At 74.5% G+C, this 15,799-nt stretch carries 14 protein-coding genes and 2 pseudogenes; 9 read left to right on the plus strand and 7 right to left on the minus strand.

Features of this window, described 5'->3' with window-relative positions; translation table 11 throughout:
• Positions 1-185 (plus strand): annotated as a pseudogene (locus AC51EU_RS17190) (Rv2231c family pyridoxal phosphate-dependent protein CobC); the annotation flags it as partial.
• A gap of 166 nt (positions 186-351) precedes the next feature.
• Here the strand turns inward: AC51EU_RS17190 and AC51EU_RS17195 are convergent.
• Positions 352-1,527, minus strand: coding sequence for an SCO1860 family LAETG-anchored protein (locus AC51EU_RS17195; RefSeq protein ID WP_496267849.1), 1,176 nt, complete (start codon positions 1,525-1,527; stop codon positions 352-354).
• A 214-nt stretch (positions 1,528-1,741) separates the two neighbouring features.
• On the minus strand, positions 1,742-2,488 hold the full coding sequence (locus tag AC51EU_RS17200; RefSeq protein WP_496267850.1) for an SDR family NAD(P)-dependent oxidoreductase: 747 nt from the start codon (positions 2,486-2,488) through the stop codon (positions 1,742-1,744).
• 360 nt (positions 2,489-2,848) lie between these two features.
• Between AC51EU_RS17200 and AC51EU_RS17205 the strand changes: the two genes are divergently transcribed.
• Entirely contained in the window at positions 2,849-3,790 is a 942-nt protein-coding gene (locus AC51EU_RS17205) for a bile acid:sodium symporter family protein (RefSeq protein ID WP_496267861.1), read from the plus strand.
• Positions 3,791-3,857: 67 nt separating this feature from the next.
• Here AC51EU_RS17205 and AC51EU_RS17210 read toward each other — a convergent pair whose 3' ends face one another.
• Entirely contained in the window at positions 3,858-4,949 is a 1,092-nt protein-coding gene (locus AC51EU_RS17210) for an amidohydrolase family protein (protein WP_496267862.1), read from the minus strand.
• A 487-nt stretch (positions 4,950-5,436) separates the two neighbouring features.
• Between AC51EU_RS17210 and ectA the strand changes: the two genes are divergently transcribed.
• The 5 genes from ectA to AC51EU_RS17235 all read left to right on the plus strand — a co-directional run bounded on the left by ectA (position 5,437) and on the right by AC51EU_RS17235 (position 10,245).
• Positions 5,437-6,003, plus strand: a complete 567-nt coding sequence (gene ectA, locus AC51EU_RS17215) for a diaminobutyrate acetyltransferase (protein WP_496267851.1) — start codon at positions 5,437-5,439, stop codon at positions 6,001-6,003.
• Between the two features lie 101 nt (positions 6,004-6,104).
• Complete coding sequence (ectB, locus tag AC51EU_RS17220; protein WP_496267852.1) at positions 6,105-7,373, plus strand: diaminobutyrate--2-oxoglutarate transaminase; 1,269 nt, start codon at positions 6,105-6,107, stop codon at positions 7,371-7,373.
• A 69-nt stretch (positions 7,374-7,442) separates the two neighbouring features.
• Positions 7,443-7,847, plus strand: a complete 405-nt coding sequence (locus AC51EU_RS17225) for an ectoine synthase (RefSeq protein ID WP_496267853.1) — start codon at positions 7,443-7,445, stop codon at positions 7,845-7,847.
• 64 nt (positions 7,848-7,911) lie between these two features.
• Positions 7,912-8,811, plus strand: coding sequence for an ectoine hydroxylase (gene thpD / locus AC51EU_RS17230; protein ID WP_496267854.1), 900 nt, complete (start codon positions 7,912-7,914; stop codon positions 8,809-8,811).
• Between the two features lie 114 nt (positions 8,812-8,925).
• Positions 8,926-10,245, plus strand: a complete 1,320-nt coding sequence (locus tag AC51EU_RS17235) for an alpha/beta fold hydrolase (protein ID WP_496267855.1) — start codon at positions 8,926-8,928, stop codon at positions 10,243-10,245.
• 84 nt (positions 10,246-10,329) lie between these two features.
• On the opposite strand, the gene AC51EU_RS17240 is transcribed toward AC51EU_RS17235, so the two are convergent.
• The 4 genes from AC51EU_RS17240 to AC51EU_RS17255 form a co-directional block, all read right to left on the minus strand.
• Positions 10,330-11,403 (minus strand): aminotransferase class V-fold PLP-dependent enzyme, encoded by a 1,074-nt coding sequence (locus tag AC51EU_RS17240; RefSeq protein WP_496267856.1) that lies wholly within the window; start codon positions 11,401-11,403, stop codon positions 10,330-10,332.
• A gap of 108 nt (positions 11,404-11,511) precedes the next feature.
• Positions 11,512-12,210, minus strand: coding sequence for a DsbA family oxidoreductase (locus tag AC51EU_RS17245; RefSeq protein WP_496267857.1), 699 nt, complete (start codon positions 12,208-12,210; stop codon positions 11,512-11,514).
• A gap of 38 nt (positions 12,211-12,248) precedes the next feature.
• Positions 12,249-12,812: a GNAT family N-acetyltransferase gene (locus tag AC51EU_RS17250; RefSeq protein ID WP_496267858.1), complete on the minus strand. Its 564-nt coding sequence runs from the start codon at positions 12,810-12,812 to the stop codon at positions 12,249-12,251.
• An 11-nt stretch (positions 12,813-12,823) separates the two neighbouring features.
• On the minus strand, positions 12,824-14,380 hold the full coding sequence (locus tag AC51EU_RS17255; protein ID WP_496267859.1) for an aldehyde dehydrogenase family protein: 1,557 nt from the start codon (positions 14,378-14,380) through the stop codon (positions 12,824-12,826).
• 180 nt (positions 14,381-14,560) lie between these two features.
• Here AC51EU_RS17255 and AC51EU_RS17260 point away from each other — a divergent pair, with 180 nt between their 5' ends.
• Both AC51EU_RS17260 and AC51EU_RS17265 read left to right on the plus strand, forming a co-directional pair.
• The gene (locus AC51EU_RS17260) at positions 14,561-15,331 is read left to right on the plus strand and encodes an IclR family transcriptional regulator (RefSeq protein ID WP_496267860.1); all 771 of its coding nucleotides are present in this window, start codon (positions 14,561-14,563) and stop codon (positions 15,329-15,331) included.
• A gap of 264 nt (positions 15,332-15,595) precedes the next feature.
• A pseudogene (locus AC51EU_RS17265) lies at positions 15,596-15,799 on the plus strand (hypothetical protein); the annotation flags it as partial.

Below are 15,799 nucleotides of genomic sequence, written 5' to 3' on the forward strand. Positions count from 1 at the left end.
GACCGTTCGTGCTGATCCGGGTGGACGGCGCGGGGGCGGTACGGGAGGGGCTGCGGGCCCGGGGCTTCGCGGTGCGGCGCGGGGACACCTTCCCCGGCCTGGGACCGGAGTGGCTGCGTCTGGCGGTCCGGGACCGCGCGACGACGGACCGGTTCCTGGCGGCGCTGCGCGAGGTCCTGGGCTGACAGCCCGGGGGCTCTCCGTGGGGTACCCGCCCCGGGCCCGGCAAGGGTGTGCCCCGCCCGGGACCGTTGGCCCGGACGGGGCGGGAGGGGCGCCGTGTCGGCCCGGCGCCCCGTGGACCGTACGCGCTACGGCGCCCCCACAGCACCGCGTGGCGTACGGGGTCGGTCAGCCCTGGACGCCCGCCTTGGCGGAGCGGCGCTTGCGGGCGTAGGCCAGCGAGCCGGCACCGGCGACGACGAGGGCGGCCGCGCCGCCCGCGAGGTACGGGGTGGCCGAGCTGCTGCCGGTCTCGGCGAGGTCGCCGCCGGGACCGTCGCCGTTGCCGTCACCGCCGGACGAGCCGCCGGAGTGGCCGCCGGTCTGGCCACCGGAGTGACCGCCGGTCTGACCGCTCGTCTGGCCGCCGGACTGCCCGGCCGTCTGACCGCCGGTCTGGCCGCCGTCCTGGCCCCCCGTCTGGCCGCCGGTCTGACCGCCTGTCTGGCCGCCCGTCTGACCGCCGGAGCCGTTGGAGCCGCCGCTGTCACTGCCGCCCGTGGTGCCGCCGGACGAGCCGCCGCCGTGCGGGGCGGTGCAGCCGGCCTCGGCGAGCTGGACCCGGCCGTTGACCTCGGCGACGTTCAGCTTCAACGGGTTGACCGCGACGTTCAGGTCGAGGGCGGTGGCCGCCGCGCTCGCGGACGTCACGTTCTTCTTCGACAGGTCGAGCCGCACATCGCCCACCCCGGGGACCTCGACGTGCGTGGTGCCGCCCGCGGTGAGGGTGACGGTCTTGCCGAGCACCTTCACCGTGCCGAGGACGTTGGAGTCGGCCACCGGCTTCTTCCCCGCCTCGCACACGGCGCGCGAGGTGACCTTCTCGACCTCGATCAGGGACAGCAGCGGAAGGCCCGGGACGTGGACCGTGGCGTGGGCGAGGTTGCTGTACCCCTCGGTCCTGCCGCTCTCCGCGGTCGCCTTGGAGTGGGCGACGTCGGCGCGCAGCACGCTGAAGGGCTTGCCCTGGTCGACGCCGTCGAGGTTGACGCTGAGCGTCGTCTTGTCGGCGGAGGCCGGGGCGTGGATGTCGTTGAGCGCGACGTTCAGCGGGACCTTGACGGTCTTGTTCAGCAGTCCGACGTCCAGGTGGGTACGGAGCACCGCGGCGGTCGCGCTGCCGCCGTGGCCGTCGGCGGCGTGCGCGGGCACGGCGCCGAACAGGACAACGGGACCCGCCGCGAGCGCCGTGGCGACGGCGGAAGCGGCGAACCGGCGGACGCGGCGCCCCGGGGACAGGGCCTGCGTACCGGCGGCCTCCGGCGATGCGGGCATGCCGAAGGAGTCGATGGAACTGGTTGACACGTGTGTGGAACCCCCACGAGAGAAATGGAGCCGCCGACCACGCAGATGGGGGACACCACGCGGGCCGACGACATCGACCCGCATATCCTGTACGCACCCAGGGTGAACAGCTTGCCACGCGAGGTAATTTCATCCGGACGAGTGGTTTCCGCGCAGGCATCCGAATTCTGTGGCCGCGCGCCGCAGGTCGGAGGGGTCCGCACGTCAAGGACCGTCAGCGCATCAGCGCGCCGCCGTTGACGTCGTAGGTGGCACCCGTGGCGAACGTGGTCTCCGAGGCGAGGAAGAGCACCACCCGGGCGACCTCCTCCGGGGTCGCGATCCGGCCGAGCGGCACCCGCGCGGTCAGCTCGGCGAGGGCGTCGGCGCCGACGGAGCGGACCATCGGGGTGTCGATCATCGCGGGCGCGACGGTGTTCACCGTGACGCCGTACGGGGCGAGTTCGGCGGCGAGGACACGGGTCAGATGGATCAACGCGGCCTTGGACGTGCCGTACGCGGCACCGGTGGGCCGGGGCGTCTGTCCCGCGATCGAGGCGAGGTTGACGATCCGTCCGAAGCCGCGGTCGCGCATCCCGGCGGCGACGGCCCGGGTCAGCAGGAAGGCCCCGCGCACATTGACCGCGAAGACCTCGTCCCACTCCTCCGCGCCGATCTCCCACAGCGAGGCCGCCGACGTCCGGGCCGCGTTGTTGACCAGGACGTCCACGGGGCGCCAGGCGTCGACCGTCCGGTGCGCCGCCGCGACCGCTTCCGCGTCGCGCAGATCGGCGGTCACCGGCAGGACGCGCTCCCCGCCGGGGTCGAGCGCGGCGGCGCTCTCGCCGTTGGCGTGCGCGTCGACGTCCAGGGCCGCGACATACGCGCCCTCGGCGTGGAAGGCGCGGACGAGGGCGGCGCCGAGGCCCTGGGCGCCGCCGGTGACCAGGACGGTGCGGCCGGCGAGTCGGGTGTCGAGCACGGGTCTGCCTTTCGGTTCGGGTCGGGCGGTGCCGGGGAGCGGCGGGCACGGGTCGCACCCGGCCCGCGCCGTCCCCGGTCTCCCGGACGATCGCAGACCGCGCCGGCGGTGGCCAGATCCAGGCACCGGCGGGGCGGGACGTGGTCCGGGGCCGGGCGGCCGGGGGTGCCGCGCGCGGCGGCCGGAAGCGTACGGCCAGAAGGAACCACAGGCAGCGGCCGCCCCGCCTTCTGTCCGCATTCCGGAAGCCGGTGTTCCGTACACGGAGACGGCGGTTAGGGTGCGGCCGTGTCGAGCGAAGCGAAGAAGTCCGCGCCCTCCGTCGAGGACGCCGCCGCCGGGTCCGCCCCGGCGGGCGACCTGCCAGCGTCCGAGCGCGCCGCCCGGCGGGCGGTCACCGTCTTCCCGCTGCTGGTGATCGCGGCCGGAGCGGCCGGCCTGCTGTGGCCCGCGCCGTTCACCGGCTGGGCGCCCGCGGTGCCGTGGCTGCTCGGCGTGGTGATGTTCACCATGGGGCTCACCCTGACCCCGCCGGACTTCACGGCGGTCGCCCGGCGGCCCTGGGCGGTGGGCCTGGGCCTGGCCGCCCACTACGTGATCATGCCGGGGCTGGGCTGGCTGATCGCGACGGCGCTCCAGCTGCCGCCGCAGCTCGCTGCCGGGGTGATCCTGGTCGGCTGCGCGCCCAGCGGCACCGCGTCCAACGTGGTCACCTATCTGGCGCGCGGCGACGTGGCGCTGTCGGTCTCCGTCGCCACCGTCTCGACGGTGCTGGCCCCGCTGGTCACGCCCCCGCTGACGCTGCTGCTCGCCGGGCAGTTCCTGGACGTGGACGCCGGGGTGATGGTCACCGACATCCTCAAGACGGTGCTGCTGCCGGTGGCGGCGGGGCTGGTGGTGCGGGTCGTCGCGGGCCGGTACGTCGACCGGGTGCTGCGGGCGCTGCCGTGGCTGTCGGCGGTCACCATCGCGGTGATCGTGCTGACGGTGGTGGCGGGCAGCGCGTCCCTCATCAGGGACGCCGCGGCCCTGGTGCTGCTGGCGGTGGTGCTGCACAACGGGCTGGGGCTGGCGCTGGGTTACGCGTCGGGGAAGCTGGCGCGGCTGGGCCGGCCGGCGAGCCGGGCGATGGCCTTCGAGGTGGGCATGCAGAACTCCGGTCTCGCCGCGTCCCTGGCCACCGCGCACTTCAGCCCGCTGGCCGCGCTGCCGGCCGCGGTGTTCTCGGTGTGGCACAACATCTCCGGCGCGCTGGTCGCGGCCTGGATGGCGCGTTCCGCACGGCGGACACCCGCGTCCTGACAGCGGACACGGCGGGCCCGCAGGTGCGCCTCGCACAGCGCGCACGGGCCCGCCGCCTCCGGACGTGTCAGCCGACGACCCGGCCGCGCAGCACGATCCGGCGGGGGGCCGCCAGGACGCGGACGTCGGCGCGCGGGTCGGACTCGCAGACGATCAGGTCGGCCGGGGCGCCCTCGGTGAGACCGGGGCGGCCCAGCCACGCGCGGGCGCCCCAGGTGGTGGCGGAGAGCGCGTCGACGGCGGGCAGTCCGGCCTTCACCAGCTCGGCGACCTCGTCGGCGACCAGCCCGTGCGGGAGCGAGCCGCCCGCGTCCGTGCCGGCGAAGATCGGCACCCCGGCGTCGTAGGCGGCCCGTACGGTGTCGTAGCGGCGGGCGTGCAGCCGGCGCATATGGGCCGACCAGCGCGGGAACTTGGCGTCGCCGCCCGCGGCGAGCTGCGGGAACGTCGCGATGTTGACGAGGGTGGGGACGATGGCGACGCCGCGCTCCGCGAAGAGGGGGATGGTCTCCTCGGTCAGTCCCGTGGCGTGCTCGACGCAGTCGATGCCGGCCTCGACGAGGGGGGCGAGGGAGTTCTCGGCGAAGCAGTGCGCGGTCACCCGGGCGCCGAGCCGGTGCGCCTCGGCGATGGCGGCCCGCAGCGCGTCGTGCGGCCAGCATTCGTCCAGGTCGCCGACCGCGCGGTCGATCCAGTCGCCGATGAGCTTGACCCAGCCGTCGCCGCGGCGGGCCTCCCGGGCGACGTACGCGACCAGGTCCTCCGGCTCGATCTCATGGGCGTAGTTGCGGATGTAGCGGCGGGGGCGGGCGAGGTGGCGGCCGGCGCGGATGATCCGGGGCAGGTCCTCGCGGTCGTCGATCCAGCGGGTGTCGGAGGGTGATCCGGCGTCCCTCAGCAGCAGGGCGCCCGCGTCGCGTTCGGTGAGTGCCTGTTTCTCGCTGGTGGCCGCGTCCACCGGTCCGTGGGCGTCCAGGCCGACGTGGCAGTGCGCGTCGACGAGGCCGGGCAGCACCCAGCCCTCGACGGTGGTGACGTCCAGCGGCCCGGTGGGCCGGTCGTACGTCACCCGGCCTCCGACGACCCAGAGTTCGTCGCGTACGTCGTCCGGCCCGGTGAGGACCCTCCCCTTGAGGTGCAGCGCCGCACCTTCGCTCATCGACGTCATGACGGCACCTTATGCGCAGGATGCAGGGGGCGGCCCGGACGGCTCCGGCGGCGGGGGCCCGGCGGCCGGGACGCGGGCGGAAGCGCGGCCTTCCGCGCCTTCCCCGATTTCTTTCCGGCGAACCTCCGGAAAGATTCACGGAAACTTTTCCGCCATCTTTCCCGGAGCCTTCCGCGGGCACATTCCCAATTCTTCAGGAGCGCAGCTTCCCGTTTTCTTATGCCCGCTTTCCCGCAGCTCAAACGCCAGGATTCCGCTAGCGCCGGGGAAGGAAAATCACCGCACCCCCACGGGCTGTTACGGACCTGTGACCGACTCCACATCGCGCCCGGTTCATCCGTAATGCCCGGGACAAATACCGGCATTCCGCAGCCTGTCCGCGCGCTCGGGCGCACCCGCGCGATAACACAAACACCTCCTTCCAGGTAACCCCTCCCCTCGATGCAATTTCTTTTTTCCCTGGGTAAATTCGATTTACATGACCGCCGCACAAGCAGACCTTGCACGTGCCCGAAGCGAAATCAAGGAATTGCCGGAGGGATTCAAGCTCGACACCCCCCGCACGGAGGACGGAGCCGCGATCTGGCGCATCGCCCGCGACTCCAGGGCCCTGGACCTCAACTCCTCCTACAGCTACCTCCTGTGGTGCCGTGACTTCGCCGCCACCTCCGTCGTCGCCCGCGACACGGAGGGCGAGCCGGCCGCCTTCGTCACCGGCTACATCCGCCCCGAGCGCCCGGAGACCCTCGTCGTCTGGCAGGTCGCCGTCGACGACGCGCACCGCGGGCGGGGACTGGCCGCCGCCCTGCTGGACGGGCTGGCCGCCCGTACCGCGCAGGAGCACGGCGTCCGCTGCGTGGAGACCACCGTCACCCCCGGCAACACCGCCTCCAACCGGCTGTTCTCGTCGTTCGCCGCGCGCCACGGCGCCCCGCTGCGGCGCGAGGTGCTGTTCGACGCGGGCCTCTTCCCCGAGCAGGGCCACGAGCCGGAGGTGCTGCACCGCATCGGCCCGTTCGACCCGCTGTCCGCCGGCGGGCGCTGACCCCCGGCAGGCGCCCGGCGCCGCGGCGCGCCCGGTCCGCGCCCGCGCCGGACGCCTGCTCCCCCGCACTCCCGCAACGCCACATCTCCCAGGAGCATGCTGTGACCATCACCCAGCCGGATCTGAGCGTTTTCGAGACCGTGGAGTCGGAGGTCCGGAGTTACTGCCGCGGCTGGCCGACGGTGTTCGACCGGGCGCAGGGCAGCCGGATGACGGACGAGGACGGCCACACCTACCTCGACTTCTTCGCCGGTGCCGGCTCGCTGAACTACGGGCACAACAACCCCGTCCTCAAGCGGGCCCTGCTCGACTACCTCGAACGCGACGGCGTCACCCACGGCCTGGACATGTCCACCACCGCCAAGCGCGCCTTCCTGGAGGCGTTCCAGCGCGTCGTGCTGCGGCCGAGGGACCTGCCGTACAAGGTCATGTTCCCCGGCCCGACCGGCACCAACGCCGTCGAGGCCGCCCTCAAGCTCGCCCGCAAGGTCAAGGGACGCGAGGCGGTGGTCTCCTTCACCAACGCCTTCCACGGCATGTCCCTGGGCTCGCTGGCGGTGACCGGCAACGCCTTCAAGCGCGCCGGCGCCGGCATCCCCCTCGTCCACGGCACCCCCATGCCGTTCGACCGCTACCTCGACGGCCGCACCCCCGACTTCCTCTGGTTCGAGCGTCTTCTGGAGGACCAGGGCTCGGGGCTGAACACCCCGGCCGCCGTCATCGTCGAGACCGTCCAGGGCGAGGGCGGCATCAACGTCGCCAGCGCCGGCTGGCTGCGTGACCTGGCGGCGCTGTGCGCACGCCGGGACATGCTGCTGATCGTCGACGACATCCAGATGGGCTGCGGCCGCACCGGCGGGTTCTTCTCCTTCGAGGAGGCCGGGATCGTTCCCGACATCGTCACCGTCTCCAAGTCGATCAGCGGCTACGGCCTGCCCATGGCCCTGACGCTGTTCAAGCCCGAACTCGACGTGTGGGAGCCCGGCGAGCACAACGGCACCTTCCGCGGCAACAACCCCGCCTTCGTCACCGCGGCCGCCGCGCTCGACACGTACTGGACCGACGACCAGACGGAGAAGCAGACCCTCGCCCGCGGCGAACTCGTCGCCTCGCACCTCGCGGCGATCGCCGGGGAGCACCCCGCGGCCGTCGCCGACCACCGCGGCCGCGGCCTGGTGTGGGGACTGGAGTTCACCGACAAGGCCGCCGCCGGGAAGGTCGCCCGGCGCGCCTTCGAACTCGGCCTGCTCATCGAGACGTCCGGGCCCGAGGGCGAGGTCGTCAAGCTGCTGCCGGCCCTGACCACCACCCCCGAGGAACTGGACGAGGGACTGCGCATCCTCGCCCGCGCGGTCCGCGACTGCGTCTGACCGCACCCCAGCCCGCGGCGCGGCACCCCCGCCGCCCCGCGACCGTCCCACAGAAAGGCACCGACCACCGTGATCGTCCGATCCTTCAAGGACATCGAGGGCACCGACCGCCACGTCAAGGCCGCCTCCGGCACCTGGGAGAGCAAGCGGATCGTGCTCGCCAAGGAGCGTGTCGGCTTCTCGCTGCACGAGACCGTGCTGTACGCCGGTACCGAGACGTCGATGTGGTACGCGCACCACATCGAGGCGGTCCTGTGCGTGGAGGGCGAGGCCGAGCTGACCAACGACGAGACCGGCGAGAAGCACTGGATCAGCCCCGGCACGATGTACCTGCTCGACGGGCACGAGAAGCACACCCTGCGCCCGAAGACCGACTTCCGTTGCGTCTGCGTCTTCAACCCGCCGGTCACCGGCCGTGAGGACCACGACGAGAACGGCGTCTACCCGCTGCTCACCGAGCCCGAAGCCGGCTGAGCCCGCAGGCCCGGGAGCCGCCCGTCCGCACAGCGCCCGTACGAGAGGAGAGGAAGGCACCACCATGACCACCGCACCCGAGCACACCGCCGACCTGTACCCGACCCGTGGGACCCGCGAGGTCATCACCGCGCGGCAGGACCCGGTGGTGTGGCCTGGGCCCGGGGCCCCGGGCCCCTTCGGGCCGTCCGAGCTGAGCGGCTTCGAACGGGACGGTTTCCTCGCCGTCGGGGAGCTGCTGACGGCGGACGAGGTCGCGGAGTACCGCACGGAGCTGGACCGGCTGGTGCGTGACCCGGTGACGCGGGCCGATCCGCGGTCCATCGTCGAACCGGCGTCGGACAGCGTCCGTTCCGTCTTCGAGGTGCACCGGATCAGCGAGGTGTTCGCCCGTCTGGTCGCCGATCCGCGGGTGGTCGGCGCGGCCCGGCAGATCCTCGGTTCGGACGTCTACGTCCACCAGTCGCGGATCAATGTGAAGCCCGGCTTCGGGGCCTCCGGCTTCTACTGGCACTCCGACTTCGAGACCTGGCACGCCGAGGACGGGCTGCCGCGGATGCGCGCGGTGTCGGTCTCGATCGCCCTGACGGAGAACCACGACACCAACGGCGGCCTGATGATCATGCCGGGTTCGCACCGGGAGTTCGTGGGCTGCGCGGGCGCGACGCCCGAGGACAACTACAAGAAGTCCCTGCGGATGCAGGAGGCGGGCACGCCCTCGGACGAGGCGCTGACGAAGCTGGCCGACCGGCACGGCATCCGGCTGTTCACCGGGCCCGCCGGCTCGGCGACCTGGTTCGACTGCAACGCGATGCACGGCTCGGGGGACAACATCACCCCGTATCCGCGCAGCAATGTCTTCATCGTCTTCAACAGCGTGGAGAACACGGCGGTCGAGCCGTTCGCGGCGCCGGGCCGGCGCCCGGAGTTCATCGGGGCGCGTGACTTCACCCCGGTGCGGTAGCCGCGCCCGGGGACGGGGCCGCCGCGCGGGGTGTCCGCGGGGCGGCCCCGTCCGTGTGCGCGCGCGTCCCGTTAGGGTGGCCGCCGTTCGCCGGAGGACGAGGTGAGGGGTGTCATGGGAACGGACCGGTTGCCGGGTGTGGTGCTGACGGACCATGTGATCGAGGTGCCGCTGGACCACGCCGACCCGGACGGGGAGCGGATCGCGGTGTACGGGCGTGAGGTGGTGGCGGCGGGCCGTGAACGGGAGCGGCTGCCGTGGCTGGTGTACCTCCAGGGCGGTCCCGGCTGCCCGGCGCCGCGCCCGCTGGGCCGCGAGTCCTGGCTGGGCCGGGCGCTGGAGGACTACCGGGTACTGCTGCTCGACCAGCGCGGTACCGGCCGTTCGACGCCCGCCACCCGGCAGACCCTCCCGCTGCGCGGCGGCCCCCGCGAACAGGCCGCGTATCTCGCGCACTTCCGGGCGGACGCGATCGTGCACGACGCCGAGCTGTTCCGCCGGCGCCTGGCCGGGCCGGACGTGGCGTGGAGCGTGCTGGGGCAGAGCTTCGGCGGCTTCTGCGCGCTGGCGTATCTGTCGCGGGCGCCCGAGGGGGTGCGGGAGGCGTTCGTGACCGGCGGGCTGCCCGGCCTCGACGCGAGCGCGGAGGACGTCTACCGCGCCGCGTACCCGAGGGTGGCCCGCAAGAACGCGGCGCACTACGCCCGTTACCCCCAGGACGTGGCGGCGGTGCGGCGGATCGCGGCGTATCTGCGCGAGCACACGGTACGGCTGCCGGGCGGCGGGCTGCTGACCGCCGAGGCGTTCCAGGCGCTGGGGCTGATGCTGGGCAGCGGCAACGGCTCGCACGTCCTGCACCATCTCATCGACGAGGCATGGGTGTCGGGCCCGTCCGGACCCGAGCCGTCGGACGCGTTCCTCCAGACCGTCCAGGGACATCTCTCCCACGCCACGACCCCGCTGTTCGCCCTCGTCCACGAGACGATCTACGGGCAGCGCTCGGTGGACGCGGGCCCGACCGCCTGGGCGGCGCAGCGGGTGCGCGACGGTCTCGGGGCGCGACCGCCGTTCGACGTGGACGCGGTGCTCGCCGGGGACGGGCCGCTGTACTTCACCGGCGAGATGATGTACCCGTGGCTGTTCGACACCGACCCGGCGCTGCGCCCGCTGAAGGAGACCGCGCACCTGCTGGCGGAGCGGACCGACTGGCCGGACCTGTACGACGCGGACCGGCTGGCCGCCAACGAGGTCCCGGCCGCCGCCGCGGTCTACTTCGACGACATGTACGTCGACACCGCGCACTCCCTGGCGACCGCGGAACGCGTCCGGGGCCTGCGGGTGTGGGTCACCAACGAGTGGGAGCACGACGGGCTGCGGGTGAGTGACGGCGCGGTGCTGGACCGGCTGGTGCGGATGGTGCGCGGCGAGGTGTGAGGCCGGCCGGGGCGGAGGCACGGCCCCTCCTCCGCCCCGGGGCCGGTGCTCACCCTCGGGGGCGGTCCGTGTCCCGTCCCGGTGTCACCGCCGCTCCCCCACCAGTTCCAGCAGCTTGTCCACGTCATCGGTGGAGTTGTAGAGGTGGAAGGCGGCGCGCAGCAGGCCGTCGCGGAGCGAGACCCGGACGCCGGCCCCGGCCAGCCGGTCGACGGCGTCCGCGAGGCCGGGGACGGAGACGATCGCCGAGCCGGGGGCCGGCAGCGGGGTGTGGCCGAGGGCGCGCAGCCCCTCGCGGTAGTGGTCGGCGAGGGCGGTGTCGTGGGCGTGCACGGTCTCCACGCCGATCTCGCCGAGGAGGGTGAGGGAGGGCACGGCGCCGGTGTACGCGTAGTGGCCGTGCGGTTCGTCGTAGCGGCGCGCGGTGGCGGCGTGCCGCTGTACAGGGCCGTAGCAGGACAGCGCGGGGTCCTCGCCGGAGACCCAGCCGGCGTGCAGCGCGTCGGGCCATGCCCCGGCGCTGTCCGCGTCCTCGCCGAGGACGACGAAGGTGGCGCCGCGCGGGCACAGCAGCCATTTGTAGGCGCCGCAGACGGCGATGTCGAAGTCGGTGGGCCGCAGCGGCAGCCAGCCCGCGGCCTGCGTCATGTCGAGGTAGGTGCGCGCGCCGTGCGCCCGCGCCGCGTCGCGTACCGCGTCGAGGTCGGCGATCCGGCCGTCGCGGGACTGCACGGCGCTGAGGGCGACCAGCGCGGTGCCGGGGCGGACCTCGTCGGCCAGCCGCTCCAGGGGCGCGGTGCGCAGGGTGAGGCCGGGGCGGACGGCGAACGGATTGACCAGGGAGCTGAAGTCCCCCTCGGGGGCGAGGACTTCGGAGCCGGGCGGGAGGCTCCCGGCGACGAGCGCGGACTGCACCGCCACGGAGCTGCCGAGGGCGACCCGCCCGGCGGGGACGCCCAGCAGCCGGGCGAAGGCGGCCCGCGCCTCCTCGGCCGTGCCGAAGTAGTCGCGGCCCAGCATCCCGTACGAGAAGGACTCGTCGAGCGCGGTGCGCAGCGCCGCGGCGGTGCGGGCGGGGAGCAGGCCGCTGGCGGCGGAGTTCAGGTAGACGGTCTCGGGCGCGAATTCGGCCCCTCCGAGTGGCATGAGTCGCTGCATGCCCCCACTGTGCGGTGCGGCACGCCCGCCGTCCACAACACGTCCGTATCTCCAGCCTCTTCCGGCACATCCGTCACGGGGCGGGGACGTGCCCCGTGACGGTGCCGGTCAGTTCCCGGGGACGGCGCACCCGTCGTCGCCGCACACCCCCGCGTCCCCGGCGGTCGTCGGCGCGCTCTGCGCGTACGCCTGCTCCAGGGCCTGCCGGAAGACCTCGGCGGGCTGGCCGCCGGAGACGCCGTAGCGGCGGTCGATGACGAAGAAGGGGACGCCGGTGGCGCCCAGCCCGGCGGCCTCGCGCTCGTCGGCGCGGACCGCGTCGGCGTAGGCGTCCGGGTCGGCCAGGACGCGGGCGGCCTCGTCGGCGGGGATGCCGGCGCCGGTGGCCAGTTCGGTGAGGACGGCGGGGTCGCCGAGCGGCCGGGCCTCGGCGAAGTTGGCGTGATACAGCGCCCGCAGCAGGGCGTCCTGGACCCCGTGCTCCTTGGCGAGGTGCAGCAGGCGGTGCGGGTCGAAGGTGCCGGTGTGCAGCCGGTCCGAGCGGTAGCCCAGTCCCTCGCCGGCGGCGGTCTCGGCCACCCGCGCCTCCATGGCCTCGGCCTGCTCCCGGCCGACGCCGTACTTCCGGGCGAGCATGTCGACGACGGGGGTGTCGCCGGTGGCCGGGGCGCCCGGGTCCAGTTCGAAGGAACGGTGAACGACCTCGACGTCACCGCGGTGCGCGAAGCCGGCCAGGGCCGTCTCGAAGCGGGCCTTTCCGATGTAGCACCAGGGGCAGGCGATGTCCGACCAGATCTCGACGCGCATGGGGTACCGCTTTCCTCTCCAAGGGGTTGCTTGAGAACTCAACCACTTGAGGGTACGGATTGTTCCGGGGAGGGTCCCCCGCCCGGCCCGGGCGGCGGGGTCAGCGGCAGGGTCAGGACGAGATGGGTGGCGTCCGGGGCGGGGCGGCGGTCCGGGTCGGGGTGCCAGCCGCGGGCCGCGTAGAAGGCGCGGGCCCGCCGGTTGTGCCAGCGCACCTCCAGCAGGGCGAGGCGGCAGCCGGCCGCGCGCCAGGCGGCGTGGCAGGCGGCGTGCAGCGCGCCGCCGACGCCGGTGCCCCAGTGACCGGGGTCGACCTGGAGCTGGTGGAGGGTGACGGTGCCGGGTGCGGCGGCCGGGGCGTAGGAGGCGACGCCGACGACGGTGCCGTGGCGGACCGCGCACAGCACCCGGGTGCCGTCCGTCGCCAGCGCGCTCCCCCACAGGGCGCGGCGCCGGGCGAGGTCCCCGGCCGCGTCGAAGGGTATGCCCGGGTGACGCGCCCGGTGGTGGGCGGCGCGGGCCCGGCTGTGCAGGGCTGCGACGGGCTCCAGGTCGGCGGGGCCCGCCGCCCGGACGTGCGGGGCACCGGGATCGGGGGACACGGCCGGGCGCCCTACGGGTGCGCCGGGCGGCCGTCGACCCACCGGGGCAGCCCGAGCGGGTTGTCCTCGCGCAGCTCGGGCGGGAGGAGGGCGGGCGGGGTGTCCTGGTGGACGACCGGGCGCAGCCAGCGCTCGACGGCGGTGGCGCCGACGGAGGTCGCGGTGGAGGTGGTGGCGGGGTAGGGGCCGCCGTGGTGCTGGGCGGGCGCGACCGCGACACCGGTGGGCCAGCCGTTGACCACGACCCGGCCGGCCAGCGCGGTGACCTCCGCGAGCAGACGGGCGCCGCGGCCCTCGCCGTCGGTGCCGTCGCACTCCGCCGCGCCGAGCTGGAGCGTCGCCGAGAGGCTGCCGGGGACACGGGCGAGGACGGCGCCGATCTCGTCCTCACCGGCGTACCGGACGAGGACGGTCACCGGGCCGAAGCACTCCTCCAGCAGGAGGTCGTGCGGCCCCTCGGCGGCCAGGCGGGCGGCGGGGACGGTGAGGAAGCCCGCGCCGACGGTGTGGTCCGCCGCCGCGCCGTCCGGTCCCGCGCCCGGCCCGGGGAGCACCGGGGCCGTGACACCGGGGAGCGCGGCGCGGGTGCGGACGCCGTCCAGGAACGCGTCACGCATGCGGGGGTCGAGGAGGACGCCGGGCGCGGTGGCGCCGACGGCGGTGGCCAGCGACGCGGCCAGCCGGTCGCCCGCCGCGCCCTCGGGCACCAGCACCAGGCCCGGCTTGACGCAGAACTGGCCCAGGCCCAGGGTCATCGAGCCGGCGAGCCCCGCGCCGATCTCCTCGGCGCGCTCGGCGGCCGCCGCCGCGGTGACCACCACGGGGTTGATGCTGCCCAGTTCGCCGTGGAAGGGGATGGGGCGGGGGCGGGCCGCGGCCTCGTCGTACAGGGCGCGTCCGCCGCGTACCGAGCCGGTGAACCCGGCGGCGGCGACCAGCGGGTGGCGCACCAGGTCGGTGCCCGCTTCGAAGCCGTGGACCAGGCCCACCACCCCTTCGGGCAGGCCGAGTCCGGCGGCGGCCCGGCGCAGCGCCGCCGCGCAGCGCTCGGAGGTGGCGGGGTGGTCGGGGTGCGCCTTGACGACGACGGGGCAGCCGGCGGCGAGCGCGCTGGCGGTGTCGCCGCCGGGGACGGAGAAGGCCAGCGGGAAGTTGCTGGCGGCGTAGACCGCGACGACGCCCAGCGGGATCTTGTGGCGGCGCAGGTCGGGGCGGGGCGGGACGAGCCCGGGGTCGGCGTGGTCGATGCGGACGTCGAGGAAGGCGCCCTCCTCGGCGAGGTCGGCGCAGGCCCGCAACTGGTAGGTGGTGCGGGCGAGTTCCCCGGTGAGCCGGACGGTACCGAGGGCGGTCTCGGCGTCCGCGACAGCGACGACGGCCTCGGCGTCCGCGTCGAGCAGATCGGCGGCGCGGCGCAGCAGGGCGGCGCGGACGGCGCGGTCGGCGAGGGCGCCGCGGGCGGCGTGCGCGGCACGGACGACCGCGTCGACGTCCTCGGTCGTGGCCTGTGTCCCCACCTGCTCCCGGCGCTTCCCGGTGCGGGGGTCGAGGCTCCAGACTGCTGCCACTGCGCATTCCTCCCGGGGACGTGCCTTGGGGCCGTCGGCGGCGGTGCCGGGGACGGTTCGTGCGGCGTCCGGAACGGCGTCCGCCGCATGCGGCGCGTTCTCTATGCTGAACGGCGTCCCGGACGGTGAATGTCTACGGTCAGGGACTCTAGGGCTGTCCGAACAGAGGGGTCAAGGGCGATGCCGGCTGCTGAATCCGCAGGATCGCAGGTCAAGTCCGCGGTGCGGACGGTGGAACTGCTGGAGTACTTCGCGGGCAGCCCCGGAATGCACAGCCTCGCCTCCGTCCAGGAGGCCGTCGGCTACCCGAAGTCCAGCCTCTACATGCTGCTGCGCACCCTCGTCGGACTGGGCTGGGTCGAGACCGACCAGACCGGCACCCGCTACGGCATCGGGGTGCGCGCCCTGCTGGTCGGCACCTCGTACATCGACGGCGACGAGGTGGTGGCCGCCGCCCGGCCCGCGCTCGACCGGCTCTCCGACGACACCACCGAGACCATCCATCTCGCCCGTCTCGACGGCACCGACGTCGTCTATCTCGCCACCCGTCAGTCCGCCCACTACCTGCGGCCGTTCACCCGGGTGGGCCGCAGGCTGCCCGCGCACTCCACCTCGCTCGGCAAGGCGCTGCTCGCCACGTACGCGGACGACGAGGTGCGGGCGCTGCTCCCGGCCACGCTGCCGGCCCTGACGGAGCACACACTGACCGACCGCGAGCGGCTGATCGAGGAGCTGCGCGCGGTGCGCGAGCGGGGCTACGCGGTCGACCGGGAGGAGAACACGGTGGGGCTGCGCTGCTTCGGGGTGGCCCTGCCGTACCGGACCCCGGCGCGGGACGCGGTCAGCTGCTCGGTGCCGGTGGCACGGCTGACGCCGGAGCACGAGCAGACCATCAAGGACGCGCTGTTCGACGCGCGGGACCGGCTGGCGCTGGCGACCCGCCGGCTGTGACGGCCCCCGGGACCGGGCGGCCGTGACGGGCACTCACCCGATCACCCGCACCGGCGCGGAAAGCCACCGACCGCCCGGACGGTACCGCTGACCTGCCCGGACACGGACGGCCCGGCGCGACACGCCGCCGCCCCGGGAGCCCCGGGGCGTCCGGCCGACGTGCCGGGACGGCGGCGGGCCGCTTGTCTCGGAACCAGGAGGCGCGGGTCCCCGACGTCCCGCGGCGCACCGGTGTGCCCGTCCGCGCCTCGCGGAGGTCGTCCCATGCTCTCCACCCGTCCGCTCACCGGCACCGCCCTGGCCGCCGCCGTCCTCGCCCTCACCGCGCCCGCCGCCCGAGCCGGGGCCTTGGGGGAGGTGGGGGCCGTCCCCGCACCCGTGCTGCCCGGACACGCCGTGACACTGTCCACGGCGGACTGCGGCGGTACGGGGACGGCGGCCCTCGACGCGGGGGCGCTGGGCGGCGGC

The sequence above is a fragment of the Candidatus Streptomyces philanthi genome, from assembly GCF_059553635.1.